Source organism: Micromonospora sp. L32, from assembly GCF_052068055.1.
Lineage (GTDB): Bacteria > Actinomycetota > Actinomycetes > Mycobacteriales > Micromonosporaceae > Micromonospora > Micromonospora purpureochromogenes.
On record NZ_JBQHDD010000007.1, the window covers coordinates 390172 to 407564 of the forward strand.

At 73.9% G+C, this 17393-nt stretch carries 19 protein-coding genes; 12 read left to right on the forward strand and 7 right to left on the reverse strand.

The window, feature by feature from the left end; translation table 11 throughout:
* Positions 1 to 103 precede the first annotated feature (103 nt).
* The 3 genes from ACTMTB_RS21300 to ACTMTB_RS21310 are packed head-to-tail and all read left to right on the forward strand — an operon-like array spanning position 104 to position 2895.
* Complete coding sequence (locus ACTMTB_RS21300; protein WP_441148132.1) at positions 104 to 730, forward strand: GOLPH3/VPS74 family protein; 627 nt, start codon at positions 104 to 106, stop codon at positions 728 to 730.
* Between the two features lie 51 nt (positions 731 to 781).
* A complete protein-coding gene (locus ACTMTB_RS21305; protein WP_441148038.1) occupies positions 782 to 2305 on the forward strand; it encodes an APC family permease in 1524 nt (507 codons plus the stop codon).
* Complete coding sequence (locus ACTMTB_RS21310; RefSeq protein WP_441148039.1) at positions 2302 to 2895, forward strand: GNAT family N-acetyltransferase; 594 nt, start codon at positions 2302 to 2304, stop codon at positions 2893 to 2895. Before ACTMTB_RS21305 ends, ACTMTB_RS21310 begins: the two co-directional genes overlap by 4 nt.
* Positions 2896 to 3272: 377 nt before the next feature.
* On the opposite strand, the gene ACTMTB_RS21315 is transcribed toward ACTMTB_RS21310, so the two are convergent.
* Positions 3273 to 4097: a SigB/SigF/SigG family RNA polymerase sigma factor gene (locus ACTMTB_RS21315; RefSeq protein ID WP_441148040.1), complete on the reverse strand. Its 825-nt coding sequence runs from the start codon at positions 4095 to 4097 to the stop codon at positions 3273 to 3275.
* A 378-nt stretch (positions 4098 to 4475) separates the two neighbouring features.
* On the opposite strand from ACTMTB_RS21315, the gene ACTMTB_RS21320 reads away from it, so the two are divergent.
* Entirely contained in the window at positions 4476 to 5252 is a 777-nt protein-coding gene (locus tag ACTMTB_RS21320; RefSeq protein ID WP_441148041.1) for a hypothetical protein, read from the forward strand.
* Here ACTMTB_RS21320 and ACTMTB_RS21325 read toward each other — a convergent pair.
* Complete coding sequence (locus tag ACTMTB_RS21325) at positions 5181 to 6770, reverse strand: phospholipase D family protein (protein WP_441148133.1); 1590 nt, start codon at positions 6768 to 6770, stop codon at positions 5181 to 5183. The two genes, ACTMTB_RS21320 and ACTMTB_RS21325, sit on opposite strands and share 72 nt — an antisense overlap.
* A 136-nt stretch (positions 6771 to 6906) precedes the next feature.
* Between ACTMTB_RS21325 and ACTMTB_RS21330 the strand changes: the two genes are divergently transcribed.
* Positions 6907 to 7035: a hypothetical protein gene (locus tag ACTMTB_RS21330; protein ID WP_257028442.1), complete on the forward strand. Its 129-nt coding sequence runs from the start codon at positions 6907 to 6909 to the stop codon at positions 7033 to 7035.
* 46 nt (positions 7036 to 7081) lie between these two features.
* Here ACTMTB_RS21330 and ACTMTB_RS21335 read toward each other — a convergent pair whose 3' ends face one another.
* Both ACTMTB_RS21335 and ACTMTB_RS21340 read right to left on the reverse strand, forming a co-directional pair.
* Complete coding sequence (locus ACTMTB_RS21335; protein WP_441148042.1) at positions 7082 to 8068, reverse strand: pirin family protein; 987 nt, start codon at positions 8066 to 8068, stop codon at positions 7082 to 7084.
* A gap of 10 nt (positions 8069 to 8078) precedes the next feature.
* A complete protein-coding gene (locus tag ACTMTB_RS21340) occupies positions 8079 to 8531 on the reverse strand; it encodes a MarR family winged helix-turn-helix transcriptional regulator (RefSeq protein ID WP_247658476.1) in 453 nt (150 codons plus the stop codon).
* Between the two features lie 186 nt (positions 8532 to 8717).
* Here ACTMTB_RS21340 and ACTMTB_RS21345 point away from each other — a divergent pair, with 186 nt between their 5' ends.
* On the forward strand, positions 8718 to 9245 hold the full coding sequence (locus ACTMTB_RS21345) for a GNAT family N-acetyltransferase (RefSeq protein WP_441148043.1): 528 nt from the start codon (positions 8718 to 8720) through the stop codon (positions 9243 to 9245).
* A gap of 24 nt (positions 9246 to 9269) precedes the next feature.
* Positions 9270 to 9860 (forward strand): DUF1684 domain-containing protein, encoded by a 591-nt coding sequence (locus ACTMTB_RS21350; protein ID WP_441148044.1) that lies wholly within the window; start codon positions 9270 to 9272, stop codon positions 9858 to 9860.
* Positions 9861 to 9912: 52 nt separating this feature from the next.
* Here the strand turns inward: ACTMTB_RS21350 and ACTMTB_RS21355 are convergent, their stop codons facing one another.
* Complete coding sequence (locus tag ACTMTB_RS21355; protein ID WP_154938322.1) at positions 9913 to 10500, reverse strand: general stress protein; 588 nt, start codon at positions 10498 to 10500, stop codon at positions 9913 to 9915.
* Positions 10501 to 10608: 108 nt separating this feature from the next.
* Here ACTMTB_RS21355 and ACTMTB_RS21360 point away from each other — a divergent pair, with 108 nt between their 5' ends.
* The 3 genes from ACTMTB_RS21360 to ACTMTB_RS21370 are packed head-to-tail and all read left to right on the forward strand — an operon-like array spanning position 10609 to position 13784.
* Entirely contained in the window at positions 10609 to 12456 is a 1848-nt protein-coding gene (locus tag ACTMTB_RS21360) for a glycoside hydrolase family 15 protein (protein ID WP_441148045.1), read from the forward strand.
* Entirely contained in the window at positions 12456 to 13235 is a 780-nt protein-coding gene (locus tag ACTMTB_RS21365) for a glucose 1-dehydrogenase (protein ID WP_280837238.1), read from the forward strand. Before ACTMTB_RS21360 ends, ACTMTB_RS21365 begins: the two co-directional genes overlap by 1 nt.
* 48 nt (positions 13236 to 13283) lie before the next feature.
* Positions 13284 to 13784, forward strand: a complete 501-nt coding sequence (locus ACTMTB_RS21370; protein WP_441148046.1) for a metallophosphoesterase family protein — start codon at positions 13284 to 13286, stop codon at positions 13782 to 13784.
* A 3-nt stretch (positions 13785 to 13787) separates the two neighbouring features.
* Here ACTMTB_RS21370 and ACTMTB_RS21375 read toward each other — a convergent pair whose 3' ends face one another.
* Positions 13788 to 14003 carry a DUF3072 domain-containing protein gene (locus ACTMTB_RS21375; RefSeq protein ID WP_210777358.1) on the reverse strand — a complete coding sequence of 72 codons (216 nt, stop codon included), beginning with the start codon at positions 14001 to 14003 and terminating at the stop codon, positions 13788 to 13790.
* A gap of 99 nt (positions 14004 to 14102) precedes the next feature.
* Between ACTMTB_RS21375 and ACTMTB_RS21380 the strand changes: the two genes are divergently transcribed.
* Together ACTMTB_RS21380 and ACTMTB_RS21385 are read left to right on the forward strand one after the other, a co-directional pair.
* On the forward strand, positions 14103 to 15050 hold the full coding sequence (locus ACTMTB_RS21380) for an NAD(P)/FAD-dependent oxidoreductase (protein ID WP_441148134.1): 948 nt from the start codon (positions 14103 to 14105) through the stop codon (positions 15048 to 15050).
* A gap of 99 nt (positions 15051 to 15149) precedes the next feature.
* Positions 15150 to 16142 carry an anti-sigma factor RsbA family regulatory protein gene (locus ACTMTB_RS21385; protein WP_441148047.1) on the forward strand — a complete coding sequence of 331 codons (993 nt, stop codon included), beginning with the start codon at positions 15150 to 15152 and terminating at the stop codon, positions 16140 to 16142.
* Here the strand turns inward: ACTMTB_RS21385 and ACTMTB_RS21390 are convergent.
* Positions 16101 to 17387, reverse strand: a complete 1287-nt coding sequence (locus ACTMTB_RS21390) for a cation:proton antiporter (protein ID WP_280837235.1) — start codon at positions 17385 to 17387, stop codon at positions 16101 to 16103. The genes ACTMTB_RS21385 and ACTMTB_RS21390 overlap by 42 nt on opposite strands.
* Between the last annotated feature and the right edge of the window lie 6 nt (positions 17388 to 17393).

Here is a 17393-nt window from a genome sequence, read left to right on the forward strand (position 1 = left end):
ACGGAGTGCAACCATCGAATCCGGGAGTTGCAATGGCCGGAGGGTGCGGGCATCCTGTCACCCGGCGTCGATCACTTGTGGACAACCCGCGTTGGAGGCTCGTTTGCTCATCGCCGACGAGTTCTTCCTCATCGCCCACAACGACAGCCGGGGCAAGGCGAAACTGCACCCGGCCGCGACCGGGCTGGGGCTCGCCGGCGCCCTCCTCGGCGAACTGATCCTGTTCGGACAGATCACCGTCTCCGGCGGGCTCGTCACGGTGCTGGACCGGCGTCCACCGCCGGACGCCCTGGCGCACACCGTGCTGGACCAGTTGAACGGCGAGTCGCAGCACCAGTCGCTGCGTACCTGGCTGAGCTTCCTGGCCCAGACGGCGACCACGTCGGTGGGGGAGCGGCTGGCCCGCGCCGGGGTGCTGCGCCGGCAGGAGAGCCGGCGGTTGCTGCGCACCAGCGTCAGCTACGTCCCGATCGACCTCAACGTGGTGGCCTGGCCGGCCACCCGGCTGCGCGCCCTGCTGGAACGGCCGGATCCCCCGGGAGTGCCGGACGCCGTCCTGCTCGGCCTGGTCTGCGCCGCCGGGCTGAGCCGGGAGGTGCTCTGGAGTGCCGGACCCCGGGCGCACCACCGGCTCGGTGTGCTCATCCCCGCCCTGCCCGCCCCCCTGCGGGAACTCGTCGCGCACACCGAAGCCGCGGTCGGCGCGGCCGTGCTGCGCGGCATCCCCTGATCTGCGCCACCACCATCCCCCCTCATCCCCCCTCGAACCGGAGTCGCCCCCATGTCTCCCACGTCGACGCCGAAACGCCCCAGCAACGTCTCCGACGCCCTGGCCCGTGGCCGGTTGGGCGTCCCCTCGGTCATCTTCTTCGTCCTCTCCGCCGCCGCGCCGTTCACGGTGGTCGCCGGGGTGGTCACCACCGGGTACGCGGTCACCGGCGTGACCGGCATCCCGCTGGCCTTCCTGGCGGTCGCCGCGGTGCTCGTGCTCTTCTCCGTCGGCTACGTGGCGATGGCCCGCCGCGTCGCCAACGCCGGCGCGTTCTACGCGTACATCTCCCGCGGGCTGGGCCGGCCGGCCGGCGTCGGCGCGGCCTGGGTGGCGCTGATCGCGTACAACGCCCTGCAGGTCGGGCTCTACGGCACCATCGGCATCGCCGCCGAGCCGGTGCTCGACCGGCTCTTCGGCGGCCACCCGCAGTGGTGGGTGGTGGCCCTGGTCGCCTGGGGCCTGGTCGCCGTGCTGGGCCTGCTGCGGGTCGACATCAACGGGCTGGTGCTGGCCGTGCTGCTGGTCACCGAGATCGCGGTGATCGTCGGCTACGACCTCGCCCAGCTCACCCACCCGGCCGGCGGAGAGGTCAGCGTCGCCGCGCTGTCGCCGGAGAACCTCTTCGTGCCGGGCGCCGGGGCGGTGCTCGTCCTCGCCATCACCGGCTTCGTCGGCTTCGAGTCCTCGGTGGTGTTCAGCGAGGAGAGCAAGGACCCGCGCCGGACGGTGCCGATGGCCACCTACCTCTCGATCGCGATCATCGCGGCGCTCTACGCCCTGTCGTCCTGGACGATGACGGTCGCCACCGGGCCGGACCGGATCGCCGAGCGGGCCGGCGAGGACAGCGTCCTGCTCATCTTCAATTTGGCCGGCGAGCACCTCGGCGACACCGCGGTGCTGATCGGCCAGGCGCTCTTCGTGACCTCGGTGCTGGCCGCGATGATCTCGTTCCACAACACCACCGCCCGGTACGCCTTCGCGCTCGGCCGGGAGCGGGTGCTGCCCGCCGCGTTCGGGCAGACCTCGCCGCGCACCGGGTCGCCCCGGGTGGCGTCGCTCGCGCAGAGCGTCCTCGGTCTGCTGGTGATCGTGCTCTACGCGGTGAACGGCTGGGATCCGGTGCTGAAGCTGTTCTACTGGGCCGGCACCGGCGGCGGCTTCGGCGTGCTGCTGCTGATCGCGGCGACCTCGGTCGCGGTGATCTCGTTCTTCGCCCGGCAGGGGGTACGGGAGACCCTGTGGCGGCGGGCGATCGCCCCGGGCCTGGCGGCGGTCGCGTTGGCCGTGATCATCGTGCTGGCGCTGGACAACTTCGCCAATCTGCTCGGCGTCGCGCCGGACTCCCCGCTGCGCTGGGCGATCCCCGCGGTCTACCCGGTCGCCGCGCTGCTCGGCGTGCTCTGGGGCCTGTTCCTGCGGCGCAGCCGGCCCGACGTGTACGCGCGGATCGGCCTGGGCGCGGAGAGCGCAGCGGTGGCCGTGCTGCCGGAGCCGGGCCAGCCGACGCCGGCCGGGGCGGGGGTGCGGCGGTGACCGGGCTGACCGTCGAGCGGCTCGGGCCGGCGGAGACCCGGGCGGTCGCCGAGCGGATCGCCGGCGCGTTCCACGACCTGGCGGCGACGCGGTGGCTGGTGCCGGACGCCGCGAAGCGGGAGGCCGTGCTGGCGGACAACTTCGAGATCCTGGTCGACCACGCGATGCGGCACGGCCTGGTCCAGGCCACCGTCGACCGGTCCGGCGTCGCGGTCTGGTTCCCGCAGTCCGGCGACCCGGCGCCGCCACCGGCCGACTACGACGAGCGGCTGGCCGCGGCCTGCGGCGAGTGGACCGAGCGGTTCCAGCACCTCGACACGTTGTTCGAGGCGCACCACCCGCACGACGACCACCACCACCTGGCATTCCTGGCGGTGGCCCCGCAGCGGCAGGGGCGGGGCGTCGGCACCGCCCTGCTGCGGCACCACCACGCGGCGCTGGACGCGGCGGGCGTGCCGGCGTACCTGGAGGCGAGCAGCGAGCGCAGCCGCGACCTGTACGCCCGGCACGGCTACCGGGGTGGCGAGCCGTTCCGGCTGCCCGACGGCTCCCCGTTCTACCCGATGTGGCGGGAGCCGGGCGCCCGCTGAGCACTGGCCCCGAAGGCCGGCACCCGCGACCGCCGGTGCCGGCCTTCGCGGTGCCCGACGGCCGGCGCCGGGCGACGGCCAGCGCCGGCCGTCGGCACGCGGCGCCGTTTGCGGCGTGTCGCGGTATCCGCCGCCCCCGACACCGCGACACGCCGCAAAGCGTGCGGCGCGGGACGTCCTCCGGATGCGCGCCCGCATGTCGGCCGCCCCGGACACCGCGACACGCCGCAGACCGTGCGGCGCGGGGCGCCTCGCCGGATGCGCGCGGCCCGCGGTGTGGGGTATGGGCACGGAAAGGCCCGGTCGGCGAACCGCCGACCGGGCCCGAAGGACGCGACGGTGACCGGGTCCGCCGACCCGGCCGCCGTCAGCGCACCCTAGTAGGTTCCGTCGAGCTGACCCCGCAGCTTGGTCAGCGCCCGGGCCAGCAGCCGCGAGACGTGCATCTGCGAGACGCCGATCTGCTCGGCGATCTGCGACTGGGTCAGGTTGCCGTAGAAGCGCAGGGTGAGGATCTTCTGCTCACGCTCGTCGAGCGTGGCGAGCGCCGGGCCGAGGGCCACCCGCAGCTCGGCCAGCTCGAACTCGCTGTCCTCGCCGCCGAGCATGTCGCCCAGCTCGGTCGCCCGGTCGCCGTCGCCGGTCGGGGTGGACAGCGAGACCGCGTTGTACGCGCGGGCGCCCTCCAGGCCTTCCAGGACCTCTTCCTCGGTGAGCTTGAGGTGGGCGGCGATGTCGGCGACCGTCGGCGACCGGCCGAGGGTCTGCAGCAGCGAGCTGTTGGCGTCGGAGATGGCCAGCCGCAGCTCCTGGAGGCGGCGGGGCACCCGGATGTCCCATGTGCGGTCGCGGAAGTGCCGCTTGAGCTCACCGATGATGGTCGGGATGGCGTAGCCGGCGAAGTCCACGCCGCGGGAGGGGTCGAACTTGTCGATCGCCTTGATCAGGCCGACGGCGGCGGTCTGCGCCAGGTCGTCGGTGGGCTCGCCACGACCGCTGTAGCGGTGGGCGAGGTGGTTGGCGAGCGGCAGCCAGGCCTCGATCGCCCGGTCCCGCATCGCGGCGCGGGACGGATGGTTGGCGGGCAGCGCGGCCATCGCGTTGAGCAGGTCGGCGGCGCTGTCGGTGAGCGCGCGCGGGTCCAGCTTCTCGGTGCTCGGCGCGGCGGTGGCCGGCTGCTCGGTGGTCGCTGGCGCGGTCATGGGTGGTCCTCCCTGCACCTCGTCCGCGGACAAAAAGACGTGACGCTTTGGTTTAGCTTCAGATGGTCCGTTCGGGACTCACCTTAGCCTGATCGGCTTGACGAAATCTAGCCGAAAGGACGATGTACTTAAGTAATTTTGAGCCATCAAAGGTGTGTACCGGGCATAAACTCGCGGGTTTGTGATCACGGTTACCGGGTCGCTCGACCGATGGCGGTGTCCGACGGACACCCGTTCGTCCGGTCCGGTTGGCCCCGCCTGCTCGACCGGACGGTCAATCGCGGAACCGACATGGCGGACGAGTGTCGGCTTTCCGTCCTTGTCCCATTGACAGGACCGCACGTAGCGTCGCCCTACACCCATCGGTACGGAGGCGTCGTGCTGGACCCCGCGGATCCGCAACTCGTCGTCGACAGTCGCACGCTGCACTTCAGCTGGCTGCCGGCGGATCCGGACGCCGTCGCCGCGCTCGTGCCGCCCGGGCTGCGGCCGCGCCGGGACCGGCAGGTCTTCATGAACCAGTACGTGGTGGAGGACGCCGCCCAGACCTCCGGCTTCGGCGCCTACTCACTGACCTACCTCGGGGTGGCCCTGGACGGGGTGAACGCGCCCGGCGGCGTGAGGCCGGGCGGCTGGTGGACGCACTACGTCACCTCGAGCCCGCTGGTGCGGGAGTACGCGGCCGCCCGCGGCGCTCCCGCGGTGCTCGGCCGGACCACCATCGAGGTGCGGGGCGAGGCGCTGGTCGCCGAGACCGTGGCCGACGGGTCGCCGCTGATCCGCGCCCGGGCGCGGATCGGCGAGACCGGGCACGTGGTCCACGCCGGGCACAACCGCTACTTCACCCGCTGTGCCGGGCAGCTGGTCAGCTCCGTCTACCCGTTCATCTCCGAGACGGTCGACCCCTTCGAGATCGAATCGGTGGAGTTCCTGGAGCCCGGGCACCCGGTCTACGCGCTGCGCCCGGAGAACCCGCTGCTGATCACCTGGGGCTTCTACGCCCCACGCACCGCGTTCGCGTACCCGGGTGGGCTGACCCCGTACCCCGGGCAGCAGGCGCGGGCGGAGGCGCGTGGCGACGCCTCACCAGGTGCCGGCGCGCCGGGCCCGCAGCGGTCTGCCGTCCGGGTCGTAGACCAGCCGGTACGCCGGTAGCGCCCAGAGCCGGGTCAGCCAGGGCAGCCGTTCCGGCCGGTGCGGGCGCAGCCGGCCCGGGGGCCGGGGGCCCTGCCGGCCGCCGTCGTACCACCGCTGGAGGGCGTCGGCCGCCGAGGTGATCGCCTTCACCGCCGCTTCCGGGTCCAGCAGGTCGGCGTCCTCACCGCCGTCCGGGTCGCGGTCGAGGTGCTCGCGCCACAGCCGCAGCCGCAGCTCCCGGGCGAAGACCCGAGCGCCGTCGCCCGCGCCGGTCGGATCGGTGGGCGCGCGCTCGTCGCGGGTGTCGTCGAGCACCGCGCAGGACAGCTCGCTGTCGTGCGTCCAGGACCGGCGGTTGAAGTTGTCGCTGCCCACGCTCGCCCAGGCGTCGTCGACCACGCAGACCTTCGCGTGCACGTAGACCGGCTCGCCCTCGCGGTTCTCCAGGTCGAACACGTGCACCCGGTCGGGGGCGGCCTTGTCGCAGAGCGAGAGCGCCTGCTCGCGGCCGACCATGTTCGGTGGCAGGGCCAGCCGGCCGTCCACGTCCGGGTAGCGGGGCACCACCGCCACCAGGTGCAGGTCGGGATTGTCGCGCAGCGCGTCGGCGAACAGCTCGGCCACCTCGGTGGACCACAGGTACTGGTCCTCCAGGTAGATCAGCCGGCGGGCCCGGCGTACCGCCTTGGTGTAGCCGCGGGCCACGGTGCGCTCGCCGTCCGGGGCGAAGGAGTAGCGGGGGCGTACCGCCGGGTAGGTGCGCAGCACCTGGATCCGGTGCGGGCCGCAGGGCGGCGGGTCGGCCGGCTGCTCGGGCAGCGGATCGGGACTGAGGTCGGCGCCGCGCAGCCGGTCGCGCAGGTAGGCCAGCGGGTTCTCCGAGTCCATCGGCATCGGGTCCGTCCAGCGCTCCCGGAACGTGGTGTCCAGCGCGCCGACCACCGGGCCGCGGACGGCGAGCTGCACGTCGTGCCAGGGCGGGTGCGGGCCGTACCGGGGGGACATCCGCACGGCCTGCGGGTCGCCCCGGTGCGCCGCGTCGTCGCGCCGGCTGTGGCACAGGTCGATGCCGCCGGCGAAGGCGACGTCGCGCTCCGGGGCGCCGGGGTGTCGCAGCACCACCAGCTTCTGGTGGTGCGAGCCGCCCCGCCGGACCCGCTGGTCGAGCAGCACCTCGCCGCCGGCCGCGCAGATCGCCTCGCTGAGGCTGCGGTTCTCCGTCTCGCTGTAGGAGAGGGCGTCGAGGTGGGAGCGCCAGATCAGCCCCTTGACCACGACGCCCCGCTGGGCGGCCCGGGCGAAGAGCTGGACCACCGTCGGGCCCTCCGGGCGCATCCGCTGGTCCGGGTCGCCACGCCAGTCGGTGAAGAACAGGTGGTCACCGGCGCGCAGCGCCTCCACCTCGTCGACCAGCCGGTCGAAGTACGCCGCACCGTGAATCAACGGCTCGGCGAGGTTTCCCGCCGTCCAGACGGGTAACACCGAGACCGGGTTGGCGCGTTCGTCAGCGGTCAGGAACCAATCCTGCGTCGCCACGTTCCAGCCCCCCGAGGTCGTCGACAACGTCCTCACGGTAGGTGTCCTGCCGCCGGTACGCACGCCGGGCCTGCTCCGCGTGCCCTGGTGGTGGCACCTGTCGGACCCGAGACGCGCACACCGAGGAGGCCACAGCATGCCCGCCGAGACGACGAACCCCGTGACCGAGTACCGCCCTCAGGCGGTGGAGAGTGAACGGGGTGCGCTGTTGGCGGTGTTGCTCATGGTGATCCTCGGGGTCGCCGGAATCTTCGCCGTCTCCTGAGACCGACGCGGGGCGCCCCGGTGGACCGGGGCGCCCCGGCGTGCGATCAGGGACGCCTGCCCTGGCCGCCGGTGTGCGGCAGCCGCTTGGCGGGGACGACCCCGAGCCGGCCGGCCTGGAAGTCCTCGAAGGCCCGGACCAGTTCGGCGCGGGTGTTCATGACGAACGGCCCGTAGTGCGCCACCGGCTCCCGGATGGGCCGGCCACCCATGATGAAGAGGTCCAGCGCCGGGGTGTGGGCGTCCTGCCGGGCGTCGGCGGTGACCCGCAGCGCGTCGCCCGGGCCGTGCACGGCCAGCTGGCCGGTGCGCACCGGCCGCCGGTCGGTGCCGACGGTGCCGCGGCCGCCCAGCACGTAGACCAGCGCGTTGAAGTTCGGCCGCCAGGGCAGGCTCAGCTCGGCGCCGGGCTGGAGCGTCACGTGCGCGATGGTGATCGGGGTGTGGGTCGAGCCCGGACCCCGGTGCCCGGCCACCTCGCCGGCGATCACCCGGATCAGCGCCCCGCCGTCCGGCGTGGTGAGCAGCGCCGCCTCCCGGCCACGGATGTCCTGGTAGCGCGGCGGCTTCATCTTCGCCACCTTGGGCAGGTTGACCCAGAGCTGGAGGCCGTGGAAGAGGCCACCGCTCATCACCAGGTGCTCCGGCGGCGCCTCGATGTGCAGCAGGCCACGGCCGGCGGTCATCCACTGGGTGTCGCCGTTGGTGATGGTGCCGCCACCACCCTGCGAGTCCTGGTGGTCCATGATCCCGTCGATCATGTAGGTCACGGTCTCGAAGCCGCGGTGCGGGTGCCACGAGGTGCCCTTCGGCTCGCCCGGCGCGTAGTCCACCTCACCCATCTGGTCCAGGTGGATGAACGGGTCCAGCTCGGTCATCGGCACCCCGGCGAAGGCCCGGCGCACCGGGAAGCCTTCGCCCTCGTAGCCGCGCGGGGCGGTGATCAGGCGGCGCACCGGACGGAAGCTGGTGCTCTCGTCGAGCCGGGGCAGGCGGGGCAGGACGAGGACGTCGTCGACGGTGATGGCGGGCATCGCGAACTCCTTAGTCGCTCAGGGTGGACGACGCGTCGCGGTCGGCGCGCAGGCGCCGGCCGAGTCGTTCGAAGACCCGGGTCAGGGTGGCGACCTCGGCGTCGTCGAGGTCGTCCATCAGGTGCCGGCGGACCGAGGCCAGATGCCCCGGTGCGGCCTCGCGCAGGGCGAGCAGCCCGGCGGCGGTCAGCACCGCCTCGCTGCCCCGGCGGTCCTGCGGGCAGGACTCCCGGGCGACCAGGCCGCGCCGCTGCATGGACGTGATCTGGTAGGTCAGCCGGCTGGGGGAGAAGACCAGGCGGTCGGCCAGCTCGCCCATCCGCAGCCGCTGCCCCGGCGCCTCGGCGAGCAGGACCAGCACGTGGTAGTCGGCGAAGCTCAGGCCGCGGTCGGCGCGCAGGTCGTCCTCCAACTGGGTGAACAACCGCTGGCTCGCCTCGATGTACGCGCGCCAGCCGGCCATCCGCGCGCTGTCCAGACCCTCCGTCACGGCTACGACTGTAGCACTCCTTTAAATTTAAACAAGCTTTCTTCGAGCTGTCGACGACCGGCGGAGCGCAATCGAGCGGCCGGGTGCTTCAGTTGTGAAGGAACGCGATCGGCGGAAAGCGCGGGCGGGCCGGCGGCACGCCGTGCCACACTCCGGCCCGTGGATCCCGTCGAGCTGACCGCCCCCGGTCTGCTGCTGCGCGCCTGGCGGACGCGGGACGCCGCCGCCGTGCTCAGGGCGCTGCGGGAACGCGAGGTGGAGCGGTGGAACCCGCAGGGCGTACGGGACGAGGCCGGGGCGCGCGAGTGGCTGCGTCGGCGCGCGGACCCGACGGCGGTGGACCGGCTGTCCCTGGCGGTGACCGACGCCGCCGACGGCACCCTGCTCGGCGGGGCCTCGCTCTTCCAGATCCACGACGGCAACGCCTCGATCGGCTACTGGACGGCCGCCGCCGCGCGGGGCCGGGGAGTGGCCTCCCGGGCCGTCACCGCGCTCGGCGGGTGGGCCTTCGCCCACCTGGGGGTGCACCGCATCGAGCTCTGCCACGCGGTCGCCAACCCGGCCTCCTGCCGGGTCGCCGCGCGGGCCGGGTACCCGATCGAGGGCACCATGCGTGACTCCCACCGGTACGGCGACGGCCGCCGCCACGACGAGCACCTGCACGCCCGGCTGGCCACCGACCCCTGACCCGGGCCCGGTTAGGCTCGGCGGGTGGACGATCTCGAACTGCTCGACTGGCGGGAGCGGGTGGCCCGGCTCTACCTCTCCGACCTCGACCTGGCCGGCTTCCGGACGGCCCGCGACGAGCTGTTCGCGGGGCACCCGCAGAGTCCGGTGCCCGCCGCCGACCGGGCGGCCTTCACCGGGCTGGGCTGGTTCCCGCCGAACCGGGACGCCGTCGTGGAGGCGCCGCTGCGCCCCGCCTCGGGCACCGAGAGCATCGACACCGGCGGCCCGGACGGCGTGGTGACCTACCGGCGGGTGGCGGTGGCGCAGACCCCGTGGGGCCCGCTGACCCTGTGGTGGATCGAGGCGTACGGGGGCGGGCTCTTCGTGCCGCTGCGCGACGGCACCAGCGGCCGGGAGAGCTACGGTGGCGGCCGGTACCTGACCGACACCGTCAAGGGCACGTATGGCCGGGGGCTCACCGTGCTGCCCGGCGGGCGGGTACGCCTGGACGCCAACTACCTCTACAACCCCAGCTGTGCCTACGACGACCGGTGGGCCTGCCCGCTCGCCCCGCCGGAGAATCGGGTCGACGTGCCGGTCCGGGCCGGCGAGCTGGCGTACCACCGGGCCTGACCCACGCCGCGACGCCCCGGCGCGCGATGCGCCGGGGCGTCGGGGTACGTGCTCAGCGGGCCGTCGCGCCGGTCGGGGTGAGGTGCATCCGTCCCAGCAGCTGACGCGCCTGGTCGGCGAGGTTCGCGTCCACGGTGACCGCGTACTGGCCGGCGCGCAGCGAACTGGCCGAGGTGAAGTCGCGCTGACCGCCGGACATGGCGTGCGCGACCGCGCCGAAGACGGCACCCCAGATCGCGCCGATGACCAGCCCGACCAGGATCACCGCCAGCCAGTTGCCGACCGTGAAGATGCCGAACAGCAGCCCGATGAAGAGCCCGAACCAGGCTCCGGTGCCCGCGCCGAGCAACGCGGCCCGCCCGGTCGTCAACCGGCCGAGCACGGTCTCCACCAGGGTCAGGTTCGTCCCCACGATCGCGGTGTGTTCCACCGGGAACCGGTTGTCGGCCAGGTAGTCCACCACCCGCTGTGCGGACGGATAGTCCGGGTACGAGCCGATCGTCACGGTGGGCGGCCCGGTCTGCGGGCCGTGCCCGTCACCGCTGGGCGCGGCCGGCCGGCCGGCCGGACCGGACGGGAGGTTCTCGTCGCCCGGCATCCCGGGACGCCAGGCCGCGGTCGGGTTCGAGGGTCTGGTCATCGCTGCCTCCTTCGTCGGCCACCCGTCTTCCCGACGGTCCCCACCGGTAACGCCCAACCGCCGCCGACGTCGAGGAATGCTGCTTCGCCGGCCCGGGTAGGCACCGGCGTGCAGAGCGGACGGATCAGTGAGCACGGGTTCCTGGCCGACGGCAGCAGCGCCGTGCTGGTGGATCGTGCCGGCTCGGTGAACTGGTGGTGCCCCGCCCGGTTCGACGCGCCGTCGGCGTTCGGGCGGCTGCTCGACGACCGGGCGGGGCACTGGTCGATCCAGCCCGAGGGCGGGTACACCAGCGAACGCTCCTACCTGGACGACACGCTGGTGCTGCGTACCGTCTTCACCACCACGACCGGCGCGGTGGCCGTCACCGACGCCCTGGCGCTGGAGCCCGGGGCGCGCGGGCACGACATCGGCCGGCGCTCCCCGCGGGTGCTCGCCCGGGTGGTCGAGGGACTCGCCGGCGAGGTGCCAATGCTGGTGGACTACCAGCCCCGGTTCGAGTACGGGAGGGTCAGCGCCTATCTGACGAACTCCGATGGGGTGATCGACGCGGCCGGCGGCGGCTGCCGACTGCGACTGCGCGCCGACGTCGCGCTGGACTGCGGAGAGGACGGGGCCACCGCCCGGATCACCGTCCGCGCCGGCGAGACCTACCGCTTCACCCTCGGGCACGCCCCGGCCTACGGCGACGCGCAGCCGGCCACGCCCGACGCCGACCAGGTGGTCGCCGATGCCGTCGCCGGCTGGCGGTCCTGGGCGGCTCTGCACGACGACTACCAGGGCCGCTACCGCGACGCGGTGCGGCGCAGCGCGATGGTGGTGCAGGGCATGACCTACGGGCCCAGCGGAGCGGTGGTGGCCGCGGCGACCACGTCGCTGCCCGAGCAACTGGGCGGTGACCGCAACTACGACTACCGCTTCGTCTGGGTGCGCGACTTCAGCCTCACCCTTCAGGCGCTCTGGCTGGCGGCCTGCCCGGACGAGGCGAACCGGCAGTTCTCCTGGGTGGGCCGGGCGATGGGCCGGATCGGCGACGAGCCGGTGCCGATCATGTACGGCGTCGACGGCGGACGGGACCTCACCGAGCATGCCCTCGCCCACCTCTCCGGCTACGACAACAGCCGGCCGGTCCTGGTCGGCAACGACGCCTGGCGGCAGCGGCAGACCGACGTGCTCGGCGAGGTCCTCGACGCGGCCTGGCTGATGCGGTACTACCTGGACCCGATGTCGCCGGACGTCCGCCACCTGCTGCGCGCGCTGGCCGACCGGGCGGTGTCGGACTGGCGGCGGCCGGACGCCGGGATGTGGGAGGCGCGCGACGCGGAGCGGCACTACGTCTCGTCCAAGGTGCAGTGCTGGACGGCGCTGGACCGGGCGGTCCGTTTCGGCTCCCGGCTGGGTGACCCGGCGGACGTGGCCCGCTGGGCGGCGGCCCGCGACGAGGTGCGGGCGGCGGTGCTGACGCGCGGCTGGAACGAGCGGCTCGGCGCCTTCACCGGGGCCTTCGACTCCGATCAACTGGACGCCTCGGTGCTGCTCATGCCGCTGGTGGACTTCCTGCCGGCGGACGACCCGCGGATGCGCTCCACGATGGACGTGGTGGAGCGGCGGCTGTCCCGCGACGGCCTGCTGCGCCGCTGGGACGACGACCCCGCGGGCTTCGTCATCTGCTCGTTCTGGCTGGTCGGCTGCCTGGCCAAGGCGGGGGAGCGGGACCGGGCGGGCCGGGTGTTCGAACAGCTCGCCGCCCGGGTGAACGACCTCGGGCTGTACGCCGAGCAGATCGACCAGGCGACCGGGGAACACCTCGGCAACTTCCCGCAGGCGTTCTCGCACATCGGCCTGATCAACGCGGCGGGTCATCTCACCGCCGCCGACGAGCGGGCTCGCAGGGCCAGGGAAGGCGACCGACAGCCCGTGCCGGCCGGTACGGGACCCAGGGAGGGAGCACGCTGATGACCGGACGACTGTCAGGCAGGACCGCCCTGATCACCGGCTCGGACTCGGGTATCGGGCAGGCCACGGCGATCGAGTTCGGCCGCGAGGGCGCCGACGTGGTGGTGCACTACCTGCACGACCACGCCGGGGCCAACCACACCCGGGCCGAGGTGGAGAAGGCCGGCCAGCGGGCCATGGTGGTGCAGGGCGACATCAGCGTCGAGCACCAGGTTGAGGCGATGTTCGACGAGGCCCTCGCCGAGTTCGGCACCCTGGACGTCCTGATGAACAACGCCGGCGTGGACGCTTCCGGCATCCCCGTCGCCGACCTGGACACCGAGACCTGGGACCGGGCCATCCGGATCAACGTCTACGGGACGTTCTTCTGCTCCCGCCGGTTCGTGCGGCACCGCCGCGACCAGGGCGGGCAGGGAAAGATCATCAACATCACCTCGATCCACCAGGAGGTGGCCCGGGCCGGCGGCGCGGACTACGACACCAGCAAGGGCGCGATGTTGGAGTTCGCCAAGAGCCTCGCCCTGGAGGTGGCGCCGATGCGGATGAACGTCAACAACATCGGACCTGGGATGGTGCTCACCCCGTTCAACCAGCGGGCCATCGACGATCCGCAGTACCTGGAGGAACAGGTGCAGTCCATCCCGTGGAAGCGCGCCGCCCAGCCCGGCGAGATCGCCAAGCTGGCCGTCTTCCTCGCCAGCGACGACGCCGACTACGTCACCGGGTCGACGTACTTCATGGACGGCGGCCTGATGCAGAACCAGGGCCAGGGCGCCTGAGCGCGCCGGGTGCCCACCCGCACCCGATGCCTGGCGGAGAATGGCGGGATGCGCCTGGTCATCCTCGCCGACACCCACGTACCGAAGCGGGCGCGTGACCTGCCCGCGCCCGTCTGGTCGGCGGTGGCGGCCGCCGACGTGGTGGTGCACGCCGGTGACTGGGTCGACGTGGCGCTGCTCGACGCGATGAGCGCCCGGGCCCGCCGGCTCGTCGGCGTGTACGGCAACAACGACGGCCCGGAGCTGCGGGCCCGACTGCCCGAGGTGGCCCGGGTCGAGCTGGACGGCCTGCGGGTGGCGGTGGTGCACGAGACCGGGCCGAAGACCCGGCGCGAGGAGCGCTGCGCGGCCCGCTTCCCCGACCGGGACCTGCTGATCTTCGGCCACTCGCACATCCCGTGGGACAGCGTCGCGCCGGGCGGGCTGCGGCTGCTCAACCCCGGCTCGCCCACCGACCGGCGGTCCCAGCCGTACGCCACCTATCTGACGGCGCGGGTGGCGGCGGGGCGGCTCGGCGAGGTCGAGCTGCACCGCCTGCCCCCGCGCTGAGGGTCACCGGCCCCGGCCGGTCTCCTCCTGCAACTCGTCGATCCGCCGGGACGCCTCGGCCTTGGTCAGGTCGTCCGGCACCTCCTCGCCGGCCTCCCGGGCCAGCGTGTGCAGGTACGACTCCTGGGCGGCGGTCGGCGGCTCCTCGCCGGTCACCCACTCGTCCGGGTCCTTGATCGCGCCCCGCGGATCGGGCTGCTGCCTGTTGCGGTCGGCCATGATGTCCACCTTTCTTCGAACAGGTGTACCCCTACCCGCGGTGTGGTCCTTCATGCCGCCCGCCGCCGACGCACATACGATCACCCGGTGAACTCGGGCGTGATCGTGGTGGGGGCCGGCATCGCCGGCGTGGCGTGCGCGACGGAGCTGGTCCGGGCGGGCGTCGACGTGCAGATCCGGGAACGGGGCCGGGTGGCGGGCGGGCGGCTGGCCAGCCGCCGCTTCGACGGCCGCCCCGCCGACACCGGCGCCGCGTACCTCACCGTCGACGACCCCGACTTCGCCGAGGTCGTGCGGGGGTGGCGGGCCGCCGGGCTGGTCCGGGAGTGGACCGACACCTTCGTGGCGTACGGCCCGGACGGCCGGCGCGAGGTGACCGGTCCGACCCGCTGGGCCGCCCCGCGCGGCCTGCGCTCACTGGTCGAGGAACTGGCCCGCGACCTGCCGGTGAACGTGGATCGGCTGGTCATGACGGTGCAGCCGGGCCCGACGGTGGACGGAGCCGGGTGCGCCGCGGTGGCGCTGTGCATGCCCGGCCCCCAGGCGGCGCTGCTGCTCGACCCGGAGCTGGCCGCCGTGACGCGTGCCGCGCTTCAGCAGCGCTGGGCGCCGACGCTCACCGCGGTGCTGCGCTTCCCGAGCCGCCGCTGGCCCGACTTCCGGGGCGCCTTCGTCAACGACCACCCGCTGCTGGCGCTGGTCTGCGATGACGGCGACCGGCGCGGCGACGGCGCCCCGGTGCTCGTCGCGCACACCACGCCGGAGTTCGCCGCCGGCCACCTGGCCCAGCCCACCGCCGCCGGGCCGGCCGTCGAGGAGGCGGTCCGCGACCTGCTCGGGCTGCCCGAGCCGGCCGAGCTGGTGCACGTGCACCGCTGGACGTACGCCCGCCCGACCGCCGGCGGGGACGGGACGTACCACCTCGACGACGACGGGGTCGGGCTGGCCGGCGACGCGTTCGGTCGGCCCCGGGTGCAGAGCGCGTGGCGTTCCGGGCGGGACCTGGGGCGCGCCCTGGCCGAGCGGGTGCTCGCCGTGCGTGGCTGACCGGTACCGGTGCGCGCACCGCCGCCGGGCGGGGGCGTATCGTCGCCTCGGGGGAGGTGTGCGCGACGTGGACGGGGATTCCGGACGGCGGGGGACGGCGTGACCGGCCGGGGCCTGCGGCACGACGCGCTGCTCTACGCCGACGACCACGACTACCTCGACGCCATCACCGCCTTCGTGGCGGCCGGCCGGGCCGCCGACGAGCCGGTCCTGGTCGCCGTCCCCGCGTACCGGCTCGCCCAGGTCGGGACCGCTCTCGGCGCGGTCGCCGGGGTGACCCTCGCCGACATGAGCACCATCGGGCGCAACCCGGCGGCGATCATCCCCACCGCCCTGCGCGACTTCGTGCACCGGTTCCCCGGCCGCCGGCTGCGGATCGTGGGGGAGTCGCTCTGGCCGGGCCGCCGGTCCGCGGCGTACCGGCACTGCGTCGAGCACGAAGCCATGATCAATCTGGCGCTCCGGAGGTACCCGCTGAGCGCGCTCTGCCTCTTCGACCGCTTCCGGCTGCCCGCCGACGCCCTCGCCGACGTGGGGCGGACCCACCCCGTCGTGCGCAGCGGGGCGCTGGCCCGGCCCAGCGCCGGCTACCAGCAGCCCGAGACGGTGCTGGCCGGCTGCGCCGAGGCGCTGCCCCCGGCCCCGGGCGACGCGGCGACGCTGCGGGTCGAGGCGGCCGGCCTGGCCGCGCTGCGGGCCGCCGTCGCCGCCACCGCCGTCGCCGCCGGACTGCCCGCCGACCGCGTCGACGATTTGCGGATCGCCGTCACCGAGCTGGCCGCCAACGCGATCACCCACGCCGGCGGGCCGGCCACGGCCCGCTGGTGGGTGGCAGCACCGGACGAGCTGGTCTGCGAGATCAGCAGTCACGGCACGCTGACCGACCCGTTCGCCGGCCGGATCCCGGCCCCGGCGTCGGCCGAGCGGGGACGCGGGCTGCTGCTCGTGCAGCAGCTCTGCGACCTGGTCGACATCCGCACCGTCGACGGTGGCACCACCGTCCGGGTGCACCTGGACCTGCCGGCGCCGGTCGCGGTGCCCGCCCCGCGGTCAGCCCCGGACGCCGCCGAGTGCGGGCTCGCCCCGCTCTGACGGCTCCTTCGTGCGCTCGCCCGCCCGGTCGAGCAGCTGCATGACCGGGGTCGCGGCGATCCCGTGCACCACCACGGACACCACCACCACCAGCCCGACGGTCGCCCAGATCAGGTCGGCCTGGGGAAAGTCGGTCCTGCTGGTGGCGTACGCCAGGTAGTAGAACGACCCGACGCCACGGATGCCGAACAGCGAGATCACCCAGTGCTCGGCCGGTCGGCCGGGCGCGCCGCGCAGCGACAGCCAGGCCACCAGCGGCCGGACCACGAAGAGCAGGGCCAGTCCGACCGCCGCCGCCGGCCAGGTCAGCGGGGCCAGCAGGCCGTCGATCACCGCGCCGCCGAAGAGCAGCAGCAACAGCACCGTCAGCAGCCGCTCGACCTGCTCGGCGAAGTCGTGCAGCACCGAGTGGAACTCGTGGGTACGCTCGGCCGCCCGGATCGCCCGCGCGGCCACGAAGACGGCCAGGAAGCCGTACCCGCCGATCACCTCCACCAGCCCGTACGCCAGGAAGGTGGCGGCCAGGGCGAGGAAGCCCTCGGCGTGCCGAGCCAGCCGCAGCTCGCTGGGGGCGCGGAAGAACAGCTTGCCGAGCAGCCAGCCGACGAGCAACCCGCCGCCGACGCCGACGACGAGCTTGTAGAGCACGTCGACGGTGAACCAGTCGGCGAGCCAGTCCGCCGGGGCGAGGCTGGTGGTGGCGATGGCGATGGCGGCGTACACGAACGGGAAGGCCAGCCCGTCGTTCAGGCCGGCCTCTGAGGTGAGGGCGAAGCGGACCTCGTCCTCGGAGTCCTCCACATCGGTGGGCTCGCCCACCTGCACGTCGGCGGCGAGCACCGGGTCGGTCGGGGCCAGCGCCGCCCCCAGCAGCAGCGCGGCGGCCGGCACCAGGCCGGCCCACCACCAGCCGAGCAGCGTCACCGCCGCGATGCACACCGGCATCGCGATCGCCAGCAGCCGCCAGGTGGACGACCACCGCCGCCAGCTCAACGGCCGGTCGATCTTGAGACCGGCGCCCATCAGGGCGACGATCACCCCGACCTCGGTCAGGTGGGTGGTCAGCTCCGGATGGGCCAGCGGGTCCGGTGACGGCAGCCCGGTGGGCAGCAGGAAGACCAGCATGCCCAGCCCGAGGAACGCGATCGGCATGGACAGCGGGCGGCGCTCCAGCACCCGGGGCAGGATCCCGGCCAGCAGGGCGCCCACGCCCACCAGCGCGAACGCGACATCGACCGGTTCCACGCCCAC